9 protein-coding genes are annotated in these 18,983 nt (G+C 72.2%); 2 read left to right on the forward strand and 7 right to left on the reverse strand.

Going from position 1 to position 18,983, the window contains the following annotated elements:
* Nucleotides 1-4: 4 nt before the first annotated feature.
* The 4 genes from N5875_RS01945 to N5875_RS01960 are packed head-to-tail and all read right to left on the reverse strand — an operon-like array spanning nucleotide 5 to nucleotide 12,661.
* Nucleotides 5-1,561 carry an acyltransferase domain-containing protein gene (locus tag N5875_RS01945; RefSeq protein WP_338491460.1) on the reverse strand — a complete coding sequence of 519 codons (1,557 nt, stop codon included), beginning with the start codon at nucleotides 1,559-1,561 and terminating at the stop codon, nucleotides 5-7.
* A gap of 56 nt (nucleotides 1,562-1,617) precedes the next feature.
* On the reverse strand, nucleotides 1,618-2,811 hold the full coding sequence (locus tag N5875_RS01950) for a cytochrome P450 (protein ID WP_318210466.1): 1,194 nt from the start codon (nucleotides 2,809-2,811) through the stop codon (nucleotides 1,618-1,620).
* On the reverse strand, nucleotides 2,811-4,526 hold the full coding sequence (locus tag N5875_RS01955) for a thioester reductase domain-containing protein (RefSeq protein ID WP_318210467.1): 1,716 nt from the start codon (nucleotides 4,524-4,526) through the stop codon (nucleotides 2,811-2,813). The genes N5875_RS01950 and N5875_RS01955 overlap by 1 nt, the downstream gene beginning before the upstream one ends.
* Complete coding sequence (locus tag N5875_RS01960) at nucleotides 4,523-12,661, reverse strand: amino acid adenylation domain-containing protein (protein WP_338491461.1); 8,139 nt, start codon at nucleotides 12,659-12,661, stop codon at nucleotides 4,523-4,525. Before N5875_RS01960 ends, N5875_RS01955 begins: the two co-directional genes overlap by 4 nt.
* Nucleotides 12,662-13,381: 720 nt before the next feature.
* Between N5875_RS01960 and N5875_RS01965 the strand changes: the two genes are divergently transcribed.
* Nucleotides 13,382-13,930: a GNAT family N-acetyltransferase gene (locus N5875_RS01965; RefSeq protein WP_338491463.1), complete on the forward strand. Its 549-nt coding sequence runs from the start codon at nucleotides 13,382-13,384 to the stop codon at nucleotides 13,928-13,930.
* Nucleotides 13,931-13,966: 36 nt separating this feature from the next.
* Here N5875_RS01965 and N5875_RS01970 read toward each other — a convergent pair whose 3' ends face one another.
* Nucleotides 13,967-15,049: a helix-turn-helix domain-containing protein gene (locus N5875_RS01970; RefSeq protein ID WP_338491465.1), complete on the reverse strand. Its 1,083-nt coding sequence runs from the start codon at nucleotides 15,047-15,049 to the stop codon at nucleotides 13,967-13,969.
* 113 nt (nucleotides 15,050-15,162) lie between these two features.
* On the opposite strand from N5875_RS01970, the gene N5875_RS01975 reads away from it, so the two are divergent.
* On the forward strand, nucleotides 15,163-15,975 hold the full coding sequence (locus N5875_RS01975; protein ID WP_338491467.1) for a dienelactone hydrolase family protein: 813 nt from the start codon (nucleotides 15,163-15,165) through the stop codon (nucleotides 15,973-15,975).
* 242 nt (nucleotides 15,976-16,217) lie between these two features.
* Here the strand turns inward: N5875_RS01975 and N5875_RS01980 are convergent, their stop codons facing one another.
* Nucleotides 16,218-17,483 carry an MFS transporter gene (locus tag N5875_RS01980; protein ID WP_318210472.1) on the reverse strand — a complete coding sequence of 422 codons (1,266 nt, stop codon included), beginning with the start codon at nucleotides 17,481-17,483 and terminating at the stop codon, nucleotides 16,218-16,220.
* Nucleotides 17,480-18,856 (reverse strand): GH1 family beta-glucosidase, encoded by a 1,377-nt coding sequence (locus tag N5875_RS01985; protein ID WP_318210473.1) that lies wholly within the window; start codon nucleotides 18,854-18,856, stop codon nucleotides 17,480-17,482. The genes N5875_RS01980 and N5875_RS01985 overlap by 4 nt, the downstream gene beginning before the upstream one ends.
* Between the last annotated feature and the right edge of the window lie 127 nt (nucleotides 18,857-18,983).

Below are 18,983 nucleotides of genomic sequence, written 5' to 3' on the forward strand. Positions count from 1 at the left end.
TAGATCAGCGCGCGGACGGCCGTACGGCGGTGATGAGGTCGGCCAGGTCGGCGAGGGTGGGCTGGGCGACGAAACGGCCGTCCACGGCCGACTCCCCCAGACCGAAATGCGCCGACACCTTCCCCAACATCTCCGCCCGCTTCAGCGAATCGATCCCCAGATCCGCCTCCAGATCCGCATCCCCCGTGATCACCTCCACCGGATAACCGAGCGCCGACGCGTACAGCTCCCGCAACTCGTCGAGCACCACCACGGGGACAGGGACAGGAGTCGGTGCCGTCTCGGCGGCGGGGACCGTGCCCCGTACCGCGGTGATGAGATCGGCCAGGTCGGCCAGGGTGGGCTGGGCGACGAAACGGCCGTCCACGGCCGACTCCCCCAGACCGAAATGCGCCGACACCTTCCCCAACATCTCCGCCCGCTTCAGCGAATCGATCCCCAGATCGGCCTCCAGATCCGCATCCCCCGTGATCACCTCCACCGGATATCCGAGCGCCGACGCGTACAGCTCCCGCAGCTCGTCGAGGACCGGCGGCGCGGGTTCGGCCACCGGAGCGCGTTCGGCCGGCGGCGCGGGTGCAACCACCGGAGCGGTCTCGGCCGGTGCGGGCTCCGTGCGCGTGGCCACCGGGGCGGCGGCGACGGCGCTTCGGGAGGCCCCGACCGTGCTCGTGGTGTCGACCTCCGGGACGCTGCGCCGGACGAGCCCCGAAAGGCCTGCCCGGCCGCACTCGACGAAACGCCGCGCGCCGTCGGCGTGGAGCTCGCGCACGGCGGCCATGAACCGCACCGGCGTGGTGAGCTGCCGGACGAGCAGTGCCTTGAGGTCGGTGTCGTCCTGGACGTAGCCGCCGGCCACCGGCGAGTACACCGCGGCGCGCAGGGGGTGCTGCCGGATGCCGGTGATCGCTTCGCCGAAGACGTGTGCGGCGACCCCGAGCATCGGGCTGTGGAAGGGGAACGGAGCGTTCAGCCGGGTGGCCTGGACGCCCAGCGCGCCGGCGAGCCGCGCGACGACGTCCACCGCCTCGTCGGGTCCCGACACCACCGTCTGGCGCGGCGCGTTGGAGACGGCGACGGCCAGTCCCCGATCGGCGACGGCGCCGACCAGGTGGGCCGCACGGGCGGCCGGCAGTTCCAGGGCCACCATGCCGCCGTCCGACGGGCAGTGCGCCAGGAGGGCCTCCGAGCGGTGGCACACCAGGCGTGCCCCGTCGGCCGGGGTGAACGCTCCGGCGACGGTCAGCGCGGCGATCTCACCCATGCTGTGCCCGACCACGACGTCCGGCGCGTCCTCGCGCTCCGCGATACGGAAGCTGCCGACGGCCGCGGCGAACACGGCGAGCTGCAGGGCGAAGGAGTCCGCGCGCACCAGGTCCGCCGCGGAGGGCCCGTCGGCGTGCCGGAGCAGGGGGGAGACTCCGCCGCGTCCGAACTCGGCCGCGATCCGGTCGACCGTGTCGAGGACCTCAGCGACCTCGGGCGAGCCGTCACCGGCGAACAGCCCCGGGGTGTAACCCCCTTGGCCGGGCAGGAGGAAGACCGTTTCAACCGCCATCATGCGTCCTTTGCTTCCTTCGTGAGATGAGTGGCATGGCCTGGCTGCACCGGGAGGCGTCACCAGGTGACGGGCAGTCCGCGGACTCCGTACAGCACCATGTCGTGCCGGAACGGCAGGTCCTCCAGCGGTCGGCCGAGCGCGAGCGTGGGCAGGCGCCCGAAGAGGCCCGCGAACACGGTGCTCAGCTCGACGCGGGCGAGCGTCAGCCCGATGCACTTGTGGAAGCCGTGGCCGAACGCGACGTGCGCCTGCGGGTCCTTGCGGTGGATGTCGAAGGTGTCGGGCTCGTCGAAGACCGTCGCGTCGCGATTGGCGGCGTTGATCATCACCAGGACGCCCTCCCCCGCCCGGATCTCCTGACCGCCGACGGTGAGGTCCTCGGTGGCGGCGCGGGGCAGGCCCGCGTGGTTGATGGAGAGGTAGCGGAGCAGTTCCTCGATGGCCTGCGGGTACAGCGACGGGTCGGCCTTGAGGGCGTCCAGCTGGTCGGGGTGCTCCAGGAGGGTGGCCGTGCCCAGGCCGATCATCTGCGCCATGGTGTCGTAGCCGGAGAGCATGAGGAGCGCGGCGAGCCCGACGAACTCGTCGTGGCTGATCCGGCCCGCCTCCTCCTGCGCCACGAGACGGCCGAGCATGTCGTCGGTCGGCTTCTGCTCCCGGGCCGTGACGACCTCGTCGAAGTACGCCATGAGCTCGCGGGCGGCGCCCTCGGCCTGCTCGGGGGTGCTGCTGCGGTCGAGGATGGTGTCCGTGAGGGTCACGAAGATCCGGTGGTCCTCGTACGGGACGTCGAGGAGTTCGCACATCACGGTGGCGGCCATCGGGAGCGCCAGCTGCGTCACGAGGTCGGCGGAATTCCCCTGTCGCACCAGGTCGTCGAGCAGTTTGTCGAGGATGGCCCGCATCCTCGGCCGCTTCGCCTCCATCTGGGTGATCAGGAACTCGCGGGTCACCAGGCGGCGCAGCCGGGTGTGGTCCGGTGCGTCCTGGTTGAGGAAGAAGCCGGGCGGGAGCGGGGTGTCTCCCGAGATGTAGGAGGGGTAGCCGGGTGTCTTCGGGTCGGAGCTGAACCGGGTGTCGGTGAGCACGGCGCGTGCGTCCGCGTGGCGGGTGACCACCCAGACGTCCTCGCCGCGCGGGGTCCGTACCTGGAAGACCGGCTGCTCGGCGCTGAGTTCGCCGTACTGGGGCGGCGGGTCCAGCGGGTGCCGGCGGGGCATCGGGAAGGCGGGTATGACAGGAGCGGTCATCACGAACTCCACTGGGTCTGGGGGCGGGCGGTGCCACCGGGAGGGGCGGGCAGGAAGCCCGACGAGACGAAGTAGTCGAGGTAGAGGTCGAACAGTTCGCGGTCGACCGGCTTGCACGCGATGTCCGAACCGTGGAGCGCTGCCCGCAGGTTGTCGGTGCGGAACTGCGGCCTGCTGCCCGGGTAGCCGACCTCCTCGGCGGGCTGCTCGGCGCCGAACAGCGGCAGGTACAGGGCGAGTTCGTTCTCCTCGCCGCGTTCCACGGCGGCGGCGAGTTCGCGGTACCAACTCGGGTAGTCGAGGCGGCGCAGCGGATAGCCGTAGCCGACGATCAGCTCGAAGATCTCGTTCATGCTGACGGACCGGGCGCTCGGCACGTTGAGGACGGCTTCCGCGTGGCCTCCGGAGAGCGCGGTGTGCACCACCGTGGCCGCGCAGAAGTCCACCGGCACGAGATCCAGGAGCAGATCGTGGTCCAGGTAGGCGCCCAGCTGGACGCAGCCCTTGATCAGGTGGTTGATGAAGGTGTCGGACGAACAGGCTCCGGTGGTCTGCGATCCCGTGATGGCGCCGAGGCGGTACACATGGGCCGGCACGCCGCGGTCGCGGGCCTGGAGCATCAGGCTGTCCGCGACCCACTTCGACTGGCGGTAGCCGCCGACGACGTGGTCGGCCTCGGTGAGCCGGGTCTCCGCCCAGCTGCGCTCTCCTTCGTGGCCCGGGTACACGCCGATGGTGGAGACGAAGTGCACGGCCTTGACCCGTGTGCGGCAGGCGAGCCGCAGCACTTCCAGGGCGCCGAAGACGTTGACCGGCTTGATCTTGGCGTAGGGGACGATCCAGCTGGAGATCGCCGCGTTGTGGATGATCAGTTCCACCTCGGCGGCCAGCTCGTTGTAGGTCGCCCGGGTCAGGCCGAGATAGGGGCGCCCGGTGTCGCCCGGGACGCCGATGACGCGTTCCGCGTCGTCGTCCCGCAGCAGCCCGTACTCGGCGAGGTTTCCAAGGACCCGCTCGCCCGCCCGGTCCGGCCCGTCGGCGCGGACCAGGACGTGCACCGTGGCGGCCGAGCGGTCGAGCAGTTCGCGGAGCAGGAAGGCCCCGGTGTATCCGGTGCCGCCGGTGAGCAGGACCGTGCGGTACGGGCCCGTCGACGGAGGTGCGGCCCCTTCCTCGGGCACGATGTCGGCGGGCAGCACGGCGTCGGCCGCCATGGCCTCGCTCGTGACGCCCCGGGGGTTGCCGGCCCCGGTCACCGCGGGGTCCGCCTGGGAGCTGACCATCCGCGCCAGCTGGGCGACGGTGGGGTCCTCGAACATCCTGCGGAGGTCGAGGCGCACGTCGTAGATCTCCCGTACCTGGGCGGTCATCTGCAGGACCGTCAGGGAGTCGCCGCCCAGGTCGAAGAAGCTGGTCTCCACGCCGACCTTCGGCAGGCCGAGGAGGTCCTGCCAGATCCGGGCGAGTTGTGTCTCCACCGGTGTGCGGGGGGCGACGAAGGCGGTCTCGGGCGTCTCCTCGGCCGTCAGCGGAGGCAGACTCCCCCGGTCCACCTTGCCGTTGGGCAGCTTCGGCAGTTCCGGCAGCACCACGAAGTGCGCCGGGACCATGGCGTCGGGGAGGTGCGTCCTCGCGTAGGCGCGGAGGGAGGAACGCAGTCCCGCCGCCCAGGCCGAGGTGAGCGGGTCGTTGGCGAGTGGTCGGGTGGCGCTCATGCCGTGTCCTCAGCGTCGTCGTGGGCGGGGACCGGTGTACCGAACACCGCGTCGAACGTGTCGAGTCGGCCGTCCGGTGGCACCAGGGCCCGGAGCCGGCGTCCTTGCTCGGCGGCCAGGTCGAACAACTCCTCCGGGTGGGCGCCCGCCTCGTCGTCCAGATCCCACAGCAGCCGTTCCAGGTCCCAGCCGGTGGCCGTGCCGTCGGTGTCCTCCAGTGCGCGGACCGCGGCCGTGGTCCGCAGCAGCCTCCGGTTGGGGATGCCCGTCACCACCAGGCCCTCGGCGCCGCCGGCCAGTCGCCGCCGCAGGCCGTCGAGGCCGCCGTCGAGCGCGTCCCAGGTGAGACGGGGCTCGGTCGCGGCGGGCGCCGGCCGGTCGCCGATCAGCAGGGTCACGTCGTAGCGGAAGAGGGAGAGCTCGTTGTCGGCCGTGCCCCGCTTCAGCTCGACCCGGACCTCGCCGACGCCGTCGAGGTCGGCGGCGAGCCGGTGGAAGAAGGCCGGGGACAGACACAGTTCCCGTTCCTCCTGGAGGCGGCGGGAGACCGAGGACCGGATCTCCTCGACCGTCTGGAGCGGTCCGGCCCGGTGCAGCGCCACGGCGGTGTGGAACTCGGGCAGCATCTCGACCGAGCGGACGTCGCCGACGAAGACCGCGCCGCCGGGCCGTACGGCGCGCACCGCGTCGGTGAGGACGGTGCGCAGGTAGTCGGTCCCGGGGAAGTACTGCGCCACCGAGTTGATCACCACCGTGTCCAGGCTTCCGGGCGCGAGGCGCGCCAGGTACTCGGGACCGGACTGCTCCAGGTGTACGTGGGCGGGGAGCGGTCGTCCCAGGGAGGCGGCCGCGACGGTGAGCGCGGCGGGCGAGAGGTCCACGCCGTGGTACTCGCCGACCCGGTCGGCCAGGTTCCGCAGGACGAGACCGACGCCGACGCCGATGTCGGCGAGCGCGGTGGGGCGCAGCGCGCGGATCCGGTCGACGGTGTGCCCCAGCCACTCCCGCATCTCGGGGACGGGGATGGGGTCTCCGGTGTAGCTGCTGAGCCAGCCCGCGAACTCGCTCCCGTCCTCCGGGGCGCCGTCGGTCGCGGTGTACGCGCTCTCCCAGACCTCGCCCCAGCTGCGGACGTGCGCGTCCTGCACCGAGGCGTCGGACAGGGAGTCCGCGGGAGACACATAGGCCACGAGTTCCGTGCCGTTGGCTCCGTCGACGGCGGTGACGGCGACCGCGTCGAGCCGTGGATGGCGCGAGAGGACGCTCTCCACCTCGTCGGGTTCGACGCGGTGACCGAGGATCTTCACCTGCCGGTCGACCCGGCCCAGGAACTCCAGGCTGCCGTCGGCACGCCGACGCACCCGGTCACCGGTCCGGTAGAACAGGCCGGTGCCCTCCACGCCGGTGACGAACCGCTCGGCGGTCAGCTCGGGCCGCCCGATGTAGCCCGCGGCGACGCCGTCCCCGCCGATCCACAGTTCGCCGGAGACGCCGACGGGGAGCGGCCGGCCGCGGTCGTCGACCACGCGCACCTCGGTGTTGGCGATCGGCCGGCCGATGGAGATGCTGTCGGCCGTCGTGTCCCGGCTCGCGTCCAGTTCGTGCACCGTCGACCAGATGGTCGTCTCGGTGGGGCCGTACATGTTGTGGATCCGTACCTCGGGCAGCGCTTCGAGCAGGCGCCGCGCGAGTCCCGAGGGGAAGGCCTCGCCGCCGATCAGCAGGGCGCGCAGGCCCCGCAGCGACTCCAGGGCGGCGGGTTCCGCGGCCACCGCGGTGAGCAGCGAGGGGGTGCCCTGGACGAGGGTGACGCCGTGCCGCTCGCAGAGTTCGGCGAAGGAGTGGGCGCCCTCGGCGACCTCGGTGTCATGGTTGTCGCGGAGGCGGTCGACCCAGGTGAGGCTCTTGAGGACGTCCTCCGCCTCGACTCCGAAGTCGACCAGGCACGCGATCTCGTCGACTCCGGCGGCGGCCAGCGCGCGGACGAGGTCGGCGCAGGTGTCCGGGGAACCGAACAGGCCGGAGGTCTCGAAGTACCGGTTGATCGCCATGTCGATCACCGCGTCGATCTGCTCCTCGGCGCCCATCTCCGGGAGGTCCTGGCCGGTGGAGGCGAAGAGCGTGCGCCACAGCTCGGTGGAGCTGCGGAGGTAGTCGCGGAAGGGCTCGCGCGCCTGCTCCCTCGCCCGCTCCGGGTCGTCCGACATGAAGGTGTGCACCATGACGGTGACCTGTCCGGGCCCGGTGTGCCCGGCGGCCTCGCGGGCCTGCCGGTACGCCTTGATCTTCTCCGCCAGGTCGTCGGGGCTCTGGCCGAACAGGTGGGTGAGCAGGTTCGCGCCGGTGGCGCCGGCCTTCTCGAAGGTCTGCACGGCGCCGACCGAGGTGAGCCAGACCGGCGGCTCGTCCTGGACGGGGGCGGGGAAGATCCGTACGTCGACGAGTTCGCCGCTGCCGCCGACCCGCTGCACCGGCTCGCCGCGCCACAACGTGCGGAACTCCGCCAGCTGTTCGGACATCAGCTCCTTGCGCACCGGGAAGTTCTCGGGGCGCAGGACGAAGTCGTTGGAGTTCCAGCCCGCGGCGAACGCCAGGCCGACCCGGCCGTCCGAGAGGTTGTCGACGAGCGACCACTCCTCGGCGATGCGCACCGCGTCGTGCAGCGGGGAGACGACGCTGCCGCAGCGCAGGGCGATGCGGTCGGTGATGGTGGCCAGCGCGGCCGACATCACCGAGGGGTTGGGGTAGAGGCCGCCGAACTCGTGGAAGTGCCGCTCGGGCGTCCACACGGCCTCGAATCCGTGGGTGTCGGCGTACCTGGCCGCGTCGAGGACCAGCTGGTAGCCCTCGCGGTGGGAGGCGCCCGCGGACGCGGCGAAGAAGAAGAGGCTGAACCCGAGGGGCCGCTCCCTCGACTCCGACTGCGGTACGAGACGGGTGATGACCCGCTCTCCCGCGACGACCACCTTGGCGCCGTGGGTGAGCGGCCACAGCAGTTCGAGGACGGAGATGTCGAAGGAGACGCTGGTGACGGCGAGGACGACGTCCTGGTCGTCGCAGCCGACGCGCCCGTCCATGCCGGCGAAGAAGTTCACGGCGTTGCGGTGCCGGAGGGCGGTGCCCTTGGGCTTGCCGGTCGAGCCGGATGTGTAGATCACATACGCCGTGTCGTCGCCGGAGACCTCGACGTCGGGCGATGTGGCCGGGGCCCGCTCGATGGTCTTCGCGTCCGCGGCGAGGTCCACCACCCGAGGTGCGGTGATCCCGTCGGGTGTGCCCGGTCCCTTGACGAGGCAGCCGATGCCGGAATCGGCGGCGATGTCCGCGAGCCGTCCGGTGGGGAACGACGGGTCCATCGGCACGTACGCGGCGCCGCTCTTGAGCACCGCGAGAAGGGCGACGACGAGGTCGGCACCGCGGCGCAGGCTCACGCCGACCAGGTCTCCCCGTCCGACGCCCTGGCCGCGCAGATGGTGCGCGAGGCGGTTGGCGCGGGAGTCCAGCTCCGCGTAGCTCAGTTCGTCGAAGCGGTGCACGACCGCGATCGCGTCCGGGTGGGTCAGCGCCTGACGCTCGAACTGTCCGTGCACGGTGGCGTCGAGGTCGTACGGGACGGCGGTGTCGTTCCACTCGGCCAGCTGGGCGTGCTCGGCCGGGGCCATGAGGTCGACGGCGGTGAGTCGTTCCTCCGGGCGCCGGGCCACGGCCGCCAGGGCGCGCTCGTAGTAGCCGGCGAGGCGCGAGCAGAACTCCTCGGGCAGGACGGCCAGGTCGCAGTCGAGCCAGAGCTGGAGGCGGCCCAGCTCGGGGTCGATCAGGAAGTTCACGGCGAGCGGGTAGTTGGTCTCCGCGACGCCCACGGTGACGGCCATGAGGCCGTCCGCCGACCGGTGACGGTCGCGGTGGAAGTCCATGAAGTTGACGTAGCTGTCCAGCTGGAGGCCCTCGCCCACGTCGTGCTGCATCTGCGCGAAGGGGTAGCGGCGGTGGGCCGCGGACCGGCGCTCGTGGTCGAAGACCCGTCGCGCGGTGTCCAGGAGGGTGGCGGAGGACACGTCGAGGCGCAGCGGGAGCGTGTTCAGGAAGACGCCGATCGTCTCGTCGCCGCCCTCCTCCTCGAGACGGGCGTTGGCCACGACGCCGGTGAGCACTTCGTCGTCCCCGCTGACCAGCCGCAGCACGGCGAGGTGCGCGGTGGCGAGGAGCGACTTGAGCGGCAGTCCCTCGCGCCCGCCGAGGAGTCGCAGCTCCGCGGCCACCCCGTCGTCGACGGGCACGTCGTACCGCTGGTTCGCGGCCGGCCGTGCCCCGTCGGGGCGTTCCTGTCCGGTGGTGCCGCGGGACACCAGTCGGGTGGGCTCGGCGCCGCGCAGCAGTCCTGTCCAGTACGCGCGTGCGCGCTCGTCCGCCAGGGCGCGGCGCTCGGCGGCGACGAAGTCCCGGTAGGCCGAGCGGACCGGCGGCAGGCGCAGTTCCTCGCCGGCGAGCCGCGCCCGGTAGTGGTCGACCACCTCTTCGAGCATGCGCATGTCGCTCCACCCGTCGAGGACGACGTGGTGCTCGATCACCGACAGCTCGAACGCCTCGGGGCCGCAGGGATGCGCCACGAACTTCAGCAGGGGCGCGACCTCCGGGTCGAAGCGGGTGTATTTGGCCTGCTCGACCCAGTCCGTGACGGCACGCAACCGTGCCTCGTCGTCCAGGCCGCCGAGGTCCAGGCCGGTCTCCAGCGGGATCTCGACGTGGCCGTGCACCAGTTGCAGCGGCTCGGAGAAGCGGGCCAGGTCGAAGGAGCAGCGCAGGGACGGGTGCCGGGCGGCGGTGTCGTCGATCGCGGCGCGCAGGGCGTCCGGGTCGAGGCGGGTCGCCACCCGTGCGCTGGTCACCACGCGGTACACCGAGGAGTCCTCGGCGTAGGCCGCGTGGTAGAGCATGCCCGCCTGCATGGCACTGAGCGGGTAGGCGTCGTCGAGGCCGTCCGGCAGCAGCAGCCGGTCCGCCGCGGACAGCAGCCCGAAGGGTACGCGGTCGGCGGAGCCCTCCCGTTCCTCCAAGGACCTGAGGACGCGGGCGAGTTCACGGATCGAAGGCCCCTGGAACAGGTCGGCGACCTCGAAGGTGCGGCCCTCCCGCTCGACCTCCGCCCGGACCCGGATGGCGTGCATGGAGTCGCCGCCGAGCACGAAGAACGAGTCGTCCACGCCGATCTCGTCGATGCCGAGGACCGTGCACCACGCCCGGTGGAGCAGGCTCTCCTCGGCGGTCTCCGGCGGCGTCACGGTGCGGACCGGCCGCGTGTCCGGCATCGGCAGCGCCTTGCGGTCCAGTTTGCCGTTGGACAGCAGCGGCAGGGCGTCGAGGGTGACGAAGTGCGCCGGGGCCATGTAGGCGGGCAGGCGCTCCCGCAGCCACTCCAGGAGCTCGGCCGGTTCCGGCGCGGCGCCGTCGGGCACGACATGGGCGATGAGCCGGCGCTCGCCGTCGTCACCGAGGGGAGCCGTGACCACCGCCTGCTCGACGGCCGGGTGGCCGAGCAGCGCGGACTCGATCTCGCCGGGCTCGATGCGGAATCCGTGCACCTTCACCTGATGGTCGAGGCGGCCGCGGTAGAGGACGACCCCGTCCTCGCGGAGCACGGCGAGGTCTCCGGTCCGGTAGAGCCTGCCGGGGCCGAAGGGGTTGTCGACGAAGCTCGCCGCGGTGAGTTCCGGGCGGTTGAGGTACCCCGAGGCGACCTGGACACCGCCGATGTACAGCTCGCCGGCGATGCCGTGGGGCAGCGGACGCCCCTCCCGGTCCAGGACGTACAGGCTGGTGTTGGCGACCGGCCGCCCGATGGGCACCGGCCGGTGGGCGTCCTCCGGGGTGCACCGCCAGTGGGTGACGTCGATGGACGCCTCGGTCGGCCCGTACAGGTTGTGCAGTTCGGGGCCGGCGCCGTACCGCTCGAAGAACCGGCCCACGGTCTCGGAGCGCAGGGCCTCGCCGCTGCAGACGACCCGGCGCAGGGTGGGCACGTCCCGGCTCGCGGGCTCCGCCAGGAAGAGGTCGAGCATCGAGGGGACGAAGTGCGCCGTGGTGACCCGGTGCCTGCGGATGACGTCGGCGAGCGCCCGCGGGTCGCGCTGGGCGCCGGGGGCGGCCAGATGGAGCACGGCGCCGGTGAGCAGGGGCCAGAAGAACTCCCACACCGAGACGTCGAAGGTGAAGGGCGTCTTCTGCAGGACGCGGTCGTCCGCCCCGAGACCGTACTCCTCCTGCATCCACAGGAGCCGGTTCACCACACCGCGGTGCGGTACGGCGACGCCCTTGGGCCGGCCGGTCGAACCCGAGGTGTAGATGACGTACGCGGTGTCCTCGGGGGTGGCGGTGGCCCGGAGCGGCCCGGACGCGGGCAGCGTGGGCAGCAGCGTGTCGACGGCGATGACCTCGGTGGTCGCGATGCTCCCACCGGCACCGGCGAGCCTCTCGGCGAGGTCCGATCGTGTGAGGACGACCCGCGCCCCGGAGTCCTCGATCTGGAACTCCACCCGCGTGAGGGGGAGTTCGGGGTCCAGCGGCAGGTACGCAGCCCCGGACATCAGCACCGCGAGCAGTTCCACCACCAGGTCGAGCGAACGCTCGTCGTACACGCCCACCACCTGGCCGGCCGCCACCCCGTCGGCGCGGAGACGGGCGGCGAGGCCGCGGGCCCGGCCGACGAGCTCGCGGTAGGTCAGCGAGCCGTCCTCGGTCTCGGCGGCGACGGCGTCCGGCGTCCGTTCGGCCTGGTCCTCGATCAGTTCGTGGAGGGGCCGGGTCAGATCGAAGTCCCGTGCGTGGGCGCGGTCTTCGGACTCCACCTGGGCGCGCTCGGTCGCGGTCAGGAGCTCGATCTCACCCACGGGCACCTGCGCGTCCGCCCGTACGAGGGTGTCCAGGAAGGCGGCGAACCGGTCACGGTGCGCGGTCACGGTCGCGGCGTCGTGCAGTTCCGGGTTGGGGTCGAACGACATGTGGAGGTCCGCGCCGTCGGCGCCGCCGAAGAACTCGATCGAGAGGTCGTGCACGGGTCCCGAGGACAACTGGCGGACCGTGCCCTGGTGTTCGGCGAAGCGGAGCCGCCCGTCGAACGACACCACGTTCACGACGACGCCCGAGGACTCCTCGGCGGCACCGGTCCGCCGGAGCTCCCGCTGGAGGACCTCGCCACGGAACCGCTGGTGCGCGAGCACCTCGGCGGCCTGTGCCGCGACCTGCTGGACGAGCTCACGGAACGGCATGTCGGAGCGTACGGACAGCCGCAGCGGAAGGACGTTGGCGAGCATGCCGGGTGTGGTCAGCGCGGTGCGCGTGGTCCGGGCCCGTACCGGCAGTCCGACGACGATCTCGTCCTGCTGGGTGATCCGGTGCAGATACGCGGCGGTCGCCGCCAGTACGACGACCGCCCACGGCGTCCCGTACGTGGCGGCCATCTCGTCGATCCGCTCGACCCGCACGGGGGGCCGGAACCGCTCGGCCGGCCGGGACGTTCCGGCCCCTCGGTCACTCAGGCTGATCCGCTCGGGCCACTCGGCCGCATGGCCCAGCCAGTAGGCGCGGTCGCTGTCCTGGACCGCCGATGCCTGGTACTCGGCTTCCTCGCCGAGGAGGTCGCGGAGTGTGCCCGCGGTCCTCTCGCGGACCGGCGTGCCCTGCTCGAGCGCGGTGTAGATCTGCGCGAGCCTGCGCCAGTGGAGGACCTGGCCGTATCCGTCCAGCACGATGTGGTGGTAACGGAGGTGGAAGAGGAAGTGGTCCGGTGCCAGACGGAGCAGTGTGTGGGTGAACAACGCGTCCTTCGCGAGGTCGACCGGAGTGGCCAGGTCCGCCCGCGCCCACTCCTTCGCGGCACCTGCCGGATCGCTCTCCCCGCTGAAGTCCCTGATGTGGAGCGGGGCATCGACATCGGTCGGCCACTGCCAGGGGTGGCCCTTCTCATCAGCAACGAACCGAACGCGTAAGGCATCGGTTTCGCCGACGGCCCGCCGGACCGCTTCGGCCAGGTGCCCCTCGTCCAGCCACCCCCGGATCTCGACGTGTCCCCCGCAATTGTGGAGGGCACCTCCGGTGTCCATCTGGTGGGCGATCCACACTTCGTGCTGCGCGGTGGACACAGGTAAGCGCCCGGCAAAACTCTTCACGAGTCACTCCATCATTCGGTTCCGAGAAGGCGCACGCCTCCTGCCGCCCCGCCGCACGACACCATGCGGCAGGGCGGGGCAGGGCAGGGCAGGAGTACTGCGCACTGAGTGCTTGCAGCCTGTGAAGACAGCGGCGGCGCGAGCCGGGGACCCAGCCGGGGCCCCGCCACGTTCGGTGAGCCGCGTGAGCTCGGTGAGCCGCGTGAGCTCGGTGAGCCGCGTGAGCTCGGTGAGCCGCTACATACGGCGGCGTGCGAAAGGCGCCGAACCGGGCCGGCTGAGCGTGAACATAGATATCCCCCGATATCCCTGTGTGTGCCACATCGTGGCACTCCCCGTTGACCCGGCACCCAAGACGCCGGGCAGAACATCGCACGCGAACACCCGCCCGTTCGAACGGTTCCGGCGCACGACCGGTCCCCAGCCAGCCACAGTCGGCAAGACGTGTCAACCCGTTGCGGTCGCGAACGGACTCCGGCCCCCTGCGGTGTTTACCCAGACATCAAAGGGACTTGGCCATTCCATTGCGAAACATCGACCACGCCGAGAGGCACGACAGCGGAAGGTCACCTCGGCAGGGCGCGTCGGCACAGCAGGTGACAGTAAAGGTTGCGTCAAACGGCGGCGAAGGCGAGGGCGGTCACGCGGCGCAGGGTCCGCTGACCGCCGGGGTGCGGGGATAACGTGGGCCCCATGTTCACCACCCCGTCACGGATCGAGCTGCACCCGCTCACCCTCTCCGACCAGGACGAGTTCTGCTCGCTCGTACGCGCCAGCACCGAGCTGCACGGGCCCTGGATGCAACTGCCCACCACCGCGGAGGAGTTCCGGACCTGGATGCGTCGCTTCGACGACGGCAGCAGCCGGGGCTATCTGATCCGCGTCCGGGAGACCGGCGCGGCCGCCGGCATGGTCAACATCAACTCGATCATCCGGGGCCGCTACCAGGGCGCCTCCCTCGGCTACGCGGCCTTCGCCCCGTCCGCGGGGCGCGGCTACATGACCGAGGGGCTCGCCGCCACCCTGGAGTACGCGTTCACCGAGCTGCGGCTCCACCGCCTGGAGGCCAACATCCAGCCGGGGAACAAGGCTTCCCTGGCCGTGGTCCAGCGGCTGGGCTTCCGTTGCGAGGGGGTCTCGCCGGCCTACCTCTACATCGACGGGGGCTGGCGGGACCACGAACGCTGGGCGATCACCGCGCCGAACCCCTGGACACCCGATCCGTCCCTTCCCGAAGTCTGAGGTCCGAGGTCTGAGGCCTGAGGCCTGAGGTCCTTCTCAGGTCCGAGGCCCGAGGTCGAGGTCCGCGTCGGACGGTGCGGCACGGCGGAAGGCGGCCCGGTAGGCGCTCGGACGGTGGCCGGTGTGGCGGGCGAAGAGGGCGGCAAAGGTGCCCGGGTCCTGGTACCCGACGGCCGCGGCGACGGCGGCGACCGTGCGGTCGGTGGCCTCCAGGAGGTGGCGGGCGCGCCGGACCCGGGACGCCTGCAGATGGGCCAGCGGGCTGCGTCCGGTCTCCTCGGCGAAGCGGCGCAGCAGCGTGCGGGGGCTGACGCGGAAGGCCTCCGCGAGCGCGCCGAGCTCGTAGCGCGCGGCGAGGTTCTGGTCGAGCCGTCTCATGACCCGCTCGGAGAACTCGCCGCCGGGCTGCGGCAGGAGCCGCGGGTCGACGTACGGGCTCTGGGAGCTCCGCACGTCGTCGACGAGCGCGATCCGCGCGGTGGTCCGCGCCACCGGGGCGCCGCTGTGCCGGCGGATCAGGTCCAGCGCGAAGTCGTACATGGCGCTGAAGGCGGCCGTGGTCGTCACGCCCCTGTCGGTGACGACCAGGTGCTCGGGACGGACGTCGGCCTCCGGGCAGCGCCTGGCCAGTTCACCGGCGTACAGCCAGGACGTGGTGGCCCGGCGCCCGTCGAGCAGTCCGGCGTCGGCGAGCAGGAACGCGCCGACGCAGAGGGAGACGACCGCGGTGCCGGCGGCGGCGCTCGCGCGGATCGCCGCGGTCTCGGGGGCCAGCCCGGCGAGGCGTGCCCCGATGTCCGTTGCGCGGGCCGTGGCCGGGGCCGGAGCCGGTTCGAAACCGGGGACGACGAGGACGTCGACCTCACGCAGCGGACGCACGTCCAGGACGGCGCCGCCCGAGGCGGTGACCCGGCGGCGGGGCGAGACGATCGAGACCCGGTAGCCGGGCGCGTCCGGTCCGGCGACGTGTGCGGCCATCGTCAACAGGTCGGGGACTCCGAAGACTTCGGACGCGAAGCAGCCCGGGTAGGCGAGGACCCCGACCCGCAGCGCACCGGCACCAGGGCCGGTGGCAGGGTCGTCAGGCTCTTCCGCCGTCCGTCGCGTCGCTTCCGTCATCGTCCCGGTCCCCTCGTCCGATGCCCGCCCCGCGGACCGCGTGGCGAGATTACCCCCGCCCTTGGCGATCCCGCCCCTCAACCGAGCGGCGGACGCCGGGCCACGCTGTCCCCATGACCGAGACCGATGATCCGATCACCGATTTCACCCGCCGGAGCGTGGCCGTGGAGGGGGTGGAGAAGACGGTGTACGTGGCCGGGACCGGGCCCGCCGTCGTGGTGCTGCCCGAGATGCCGGGCATCAGCCCCGACGTCCTGCGGCTCGCCCGATGGGTGCGGGACGCCGGCTTCACCGTCCACGTGCCCTCGCTGTTCGGGACGGACGGCGCGTTCCCCACGGTCGAGGGCGGCCGGGAGGTCGTCCGCCGCGCCTGTGTCAGCGCGGAGTTCCGTGCCTTCGCCGGCGGCGGCACGAGTCCGGTGACACGGTGGCTGCGCGGCCTCGCGCGCCAGGCACACGAGGAGTGCGGCGGCCCCGGGGTGGGCGCGATCGGTCTCTGCTTCACCGGCAACTTCGCCCTCACCATGGCGCTGGAGCCGGCGGTCGTCGCCCCCGTGGTCAACCACCCGTCGCTGCCGCTCGACGACCCCGGCGGGCTCGAACTCGACGCGGCGGACGCGCGCGCGATACGTGACCGGCTCACCCGTGACGGACTCAGCGTGCTCGCCTACCGCTTCGAGGGCGACCGCTGGTGCACAGGGCAGCGGTTCGCCGCCTATCGCGCGCTCCTCGGCGAGGCCTTCGACGGACGCGTCCTCCCGGACAGCGCCGCCAACCCGGGCCCGCCGCCCTTCTTCGCCGAACTCGTCGGCACCCCGCACAGCGTCGTGACCGCCCATCTCGTCGACGAGGCCGGCCACCCCACGGTCCGGGCCCGCGACGAGATCCTCGCGTTCCTGGCCGCCCGTCTGCGCCCGTCCGGCTGACGTCGCCCTTCTGCCACCATGGGCCGGTGAACGACACAGAGGCCGTGAAGGGCCCAGGACGTGCGGACGCCGGCGCGCGGGGACGGCGCCGGCGGGATCCGGAATGGACGCACGCGGCGCTTCTCGACGCGCTGCCCACACCACGCACAACATCCTCACCCTGCGCGGCGCCCAGGTGCGCGACGCCCACGCCTGGGCCGGCCACCTCACCGAGTAGGGACACCGGGTGGCGTGCCGTCGGCTCAGGGGACGGAGCGGATACGGCGTACCAGGACCGACCCCGCGAGGGCCAGGGCGCCCGCGAGGACGTACAGGGCCGTGTAGCCACCGAAGTGGGTGACGACCGGGGCCGCGATCACGGGGGCGAGGACCTGGGGAAGGGCGTTGGCGATGTTGATGACACCCAGGTCCTTGCCCCGGTCCTCCGCGGCCGGCAGCACGTCCGTGAGGAGGGCGAAGTCCACGGCCGTGTACACGCCGAAGCCGAGGCCGAGCACCAGCGAGGCGACGATGGCGCCCGTCCAGGTCTGCCAGACGGCGAGCAGCAGGGTGGCCGCGGCGATGACGAGGCCGGACCGGATCACGTAGGACTTCCGCCGGCCAGTGCGGTCCGACCGGATGCCGCTGATCACCACGGTGGAGAGCAGGGTGAGCGCGTTGAGCGCCGTGAGGATCAGGACGCCGTTGTCCGCGTCGCCCTCGTAACGCACGGCGTCGGTGAGGTAGTAGAGCAGGTACATCGTGCTGATGGAGTACGACAGGTTCATCAGGAACCGGGTGAGCCAGGCCCACCCGAAGTCGGGATGGCGGCGCGGGTCGATCCAGAAACCCCCGAGGAACGCCCGCCACCGGAAGGCCGGACGGGCGGCCGGGGAGAGCGGGGTGTCGCGCCGCATCACGACGTACGGAACGGCCGCGAGCACCGTGAAGACCGCGCAGGCCAGATATCCGCCGACCACCCCGCCCGCGACCGTGGCCAGCGCCGTACCCACCAGGATGCCGACGACCTGGGAGACGCCGAGCCAGCCGCCGACCAGACCGCGCTGCCGCGGCGGCACCTGGTCGGGGACGGCCGCGGTGAGCGCGGCGAAGGCCGCGTTGAGGGCGAGCTGGACCAGGCACCAGCCCGCGATCACGGTCGCGACGCTCTGCGCCGCGGCGAGGACGAGCAGCCCGGCCGCGCCGCCCGCCACTCCGCCGACCACCCAGGGGATGCGGCGGCCCACGGTCGCCGTCGTCCGGTCGGAGAGCGCGCCGAAGACGGGGTTGGCGATCATCGACACCGCCGCTCCGACTCCCGTCACCAGGGCGAGGGTGGACGCCTTGTGGTCGGGGGTGAGCTGCTCGGCCTGGCGGGCCAGGAGCAGTTGGAGCGGGCCGAACCAGCCGACCCAGACCCCGAGGTTGGCGAGGGAGAGCGCGCTCACCCACCGGCCGTCGGCCGGGGCGCCGGGCCGGGGGGCCGGGCCGGCGGCGGTTCCCTCCGCCGCCGTCCCCTCGGCGGTCATCTGCCGCTCTTGATCAGGTCGCGGTACCAGGCGAACGACTCCTTGGGCGTCCGCGCCAGCGTCTCGTAGTCGACGTGGACGAGCCCGAACCGCTGCCGGTACCCCTCCGCCCATTCGAAGTTGTCGAGGATCGACCAGATGAAGTAGCCGCGGACGTCGGCGCCCTCGGCCATCGCCTCGTGCAGGGCGCGCACGTGGCCGTCGTGGTACGCGATCCGGCGGGTGTCGTCGATCCGCCCGGTCGCGGGGTCCGGCCCGTCACCGTACGAGCAGCCGTTCTCGGTGATGTACACGGGCGGCAGCCGGTCGCCGTAGCGCTCCCGCATGGTGGCGAGCAGTTCGCGCAGTCCGTCCGGTACCACCGGCCAGCCGAAGTCGGTGCGTTCGCGTCCCTCGATCTGCCGGATGGCGAAGGGGAGGTCCGAGGGGATCTCGATGCCCCCGAAGGACGAGCCGTCGGGGGCGGCGGTCGCCTGCGGGGCGCCGACGAGCATCGGGTTGTAGTAGTTGATGCCGTACCAGTCCAGCGGCTCCGCGATCGTCCGGAGGTCCTCGGCGACGGGGCCGGGCAGGAGCGAGGCAAGGCCCGCCGGATAGGTGCCGGTCAGGACGGGGTCGGCGAAGAGGCGGTTCGTGAGGGTGTCGTACAGCTCGGCGGCGGCCCGGTCGTCGTCGCTGTCGCCGGCGGTCCAGACGGGGCTGTGGGAGGCGGCGATGCCGATCTCGCGGGCGCCCGCGGCGCGCAGGGCCTGTACGCCGAGGCCGTGGGCCAGGAGTTGGTGGTGGGCCACGGGCAGGGCGTCGAAGACCATCCGCCTGCCGGGGGCGTGCTCGCCGAGGCCGTAGCCGAGGAGGGTGACCTCGGCGGGTTCGTTGATGGTGATCCACCGGGGTACGCGGTCGGCGAGCCGCTCCGCGACCACCGAGGCGTACGCCGCGAACCGCTCCGCGGTGTCCCGGTCGAGCCAGCCGCCTTCCTTCTCCAGGGCGAGCGGGGTGTCCCAGTGGAAGAGCGTGGGCACCGGGGCGATCCCCGAGGCGCACAGCTCGTCGACGAGCCGGTCGTAGAAGTCCAGCCCCTTGTCGTTGACGCGGCCGTGGCCGTCGGGCAGGACGCGGGACCAGGAGACCGAGAACCGGTAGGCGCCGACGCCGAGTTCGGCCATCAGCGCGACGTCCTCGCGGTAGCGCCGGTAGTGGTCGGTGGCCACGTCGGCGCGCGAGCCGTCCTTGACGCGTCCGGGTTCTCCGGTGAAGGCGTCCCAGCTGGAGGGGCCGCGGCCGTCGGCCGTGAGCGAGCCTTCGATCTGGAACGCGGAGGCGGAGACTCCCCAGAGGAAACCGGCCGGGAACTCGGGTACGGGCGCTGTCATGAGGACTCGCTTCGATCGGCGGCATGCGGGTTGCTGACGGCACTTTCGGGTCCCCGGGTCCGCCCTGTCAATGGAAAGTGAACAATTCTCAGGTTCGATCGACGCGCGACGCGGACGGGCCCTTCCC

The sequence above is a fragment of the Streptomyces sp. SJL17-4 genome, from assembly GCF_036826855.1.
Classification (GTDB): domain Bacteria; phylum Actinomycetota; class Actinomycetes; order Streptomycetales; family Streptomycetaceae; genus Streptomyces.

What these genes read in the sequence shown, in the direction of transcription:
- N5875_RS01985 (WP_318210473.1), bottom strand. Translation starts at nt 18,856, where the DNA reads ATGACAGCGCCCGTACCCGAGTTCCCGGCCGGTTTCCTCTGGGGAGTC.
- N5875_RS01950 (WP_318210466.1), bottom strand. Translation starts at nt 2,811, where the DNA reads ATGACCGCTCCTGTCATACCCGCCTTCCCGATGCCCCGCCGGCACCCG.
- N5875_RS01955 (WP_318210467.1), bottom strand. Translation starts at nt 4,526, where the DNA reads ATGAGCGCCACCCGACCACTCGCCAACGACCCGCTCACCTCGGCCTGG.
- N5875_RS01945 (WP_338491460.1), bottom strand. Translation starts at nt 1,561, where the DNA reads ATGATGGCGGTTGAAACGGTCTTCCTCCTGCCCGGCCAAGGGGGTTAC.
- N5875_RS01970 (WP_338491465.1), bottom strand. Translation starts at nt 15,049, where the DNA reads ATGACGGAAGCGACGCGACGGACGGCGGAAGAGCCTGACGACCCTGCC.
- N5875_RS01965 (WP_338491463.1), top strand. Translation starts at nt 13,382, where the DNA reads ATGTTCACCACCCCGTCACGGATCGAGCTGCACCCGCTCACCCTCTCC.
- N5875_RS01980 (WP_318210472.1), bottom strand. Translation starts at nt 17,483, where the DNA reads ATGACCGCCGAGGGGACGGCGGCGGAGGGAACCGCCGCCGGCCCGGCC.
- N5875_RS01975 (WP_338491467.1), top strand. Translation starts at nt 15,163, where the DNA reads ATGACCGAGACCGATGATCCGATCACCGATTTCACCCGCCGGAGCGTG.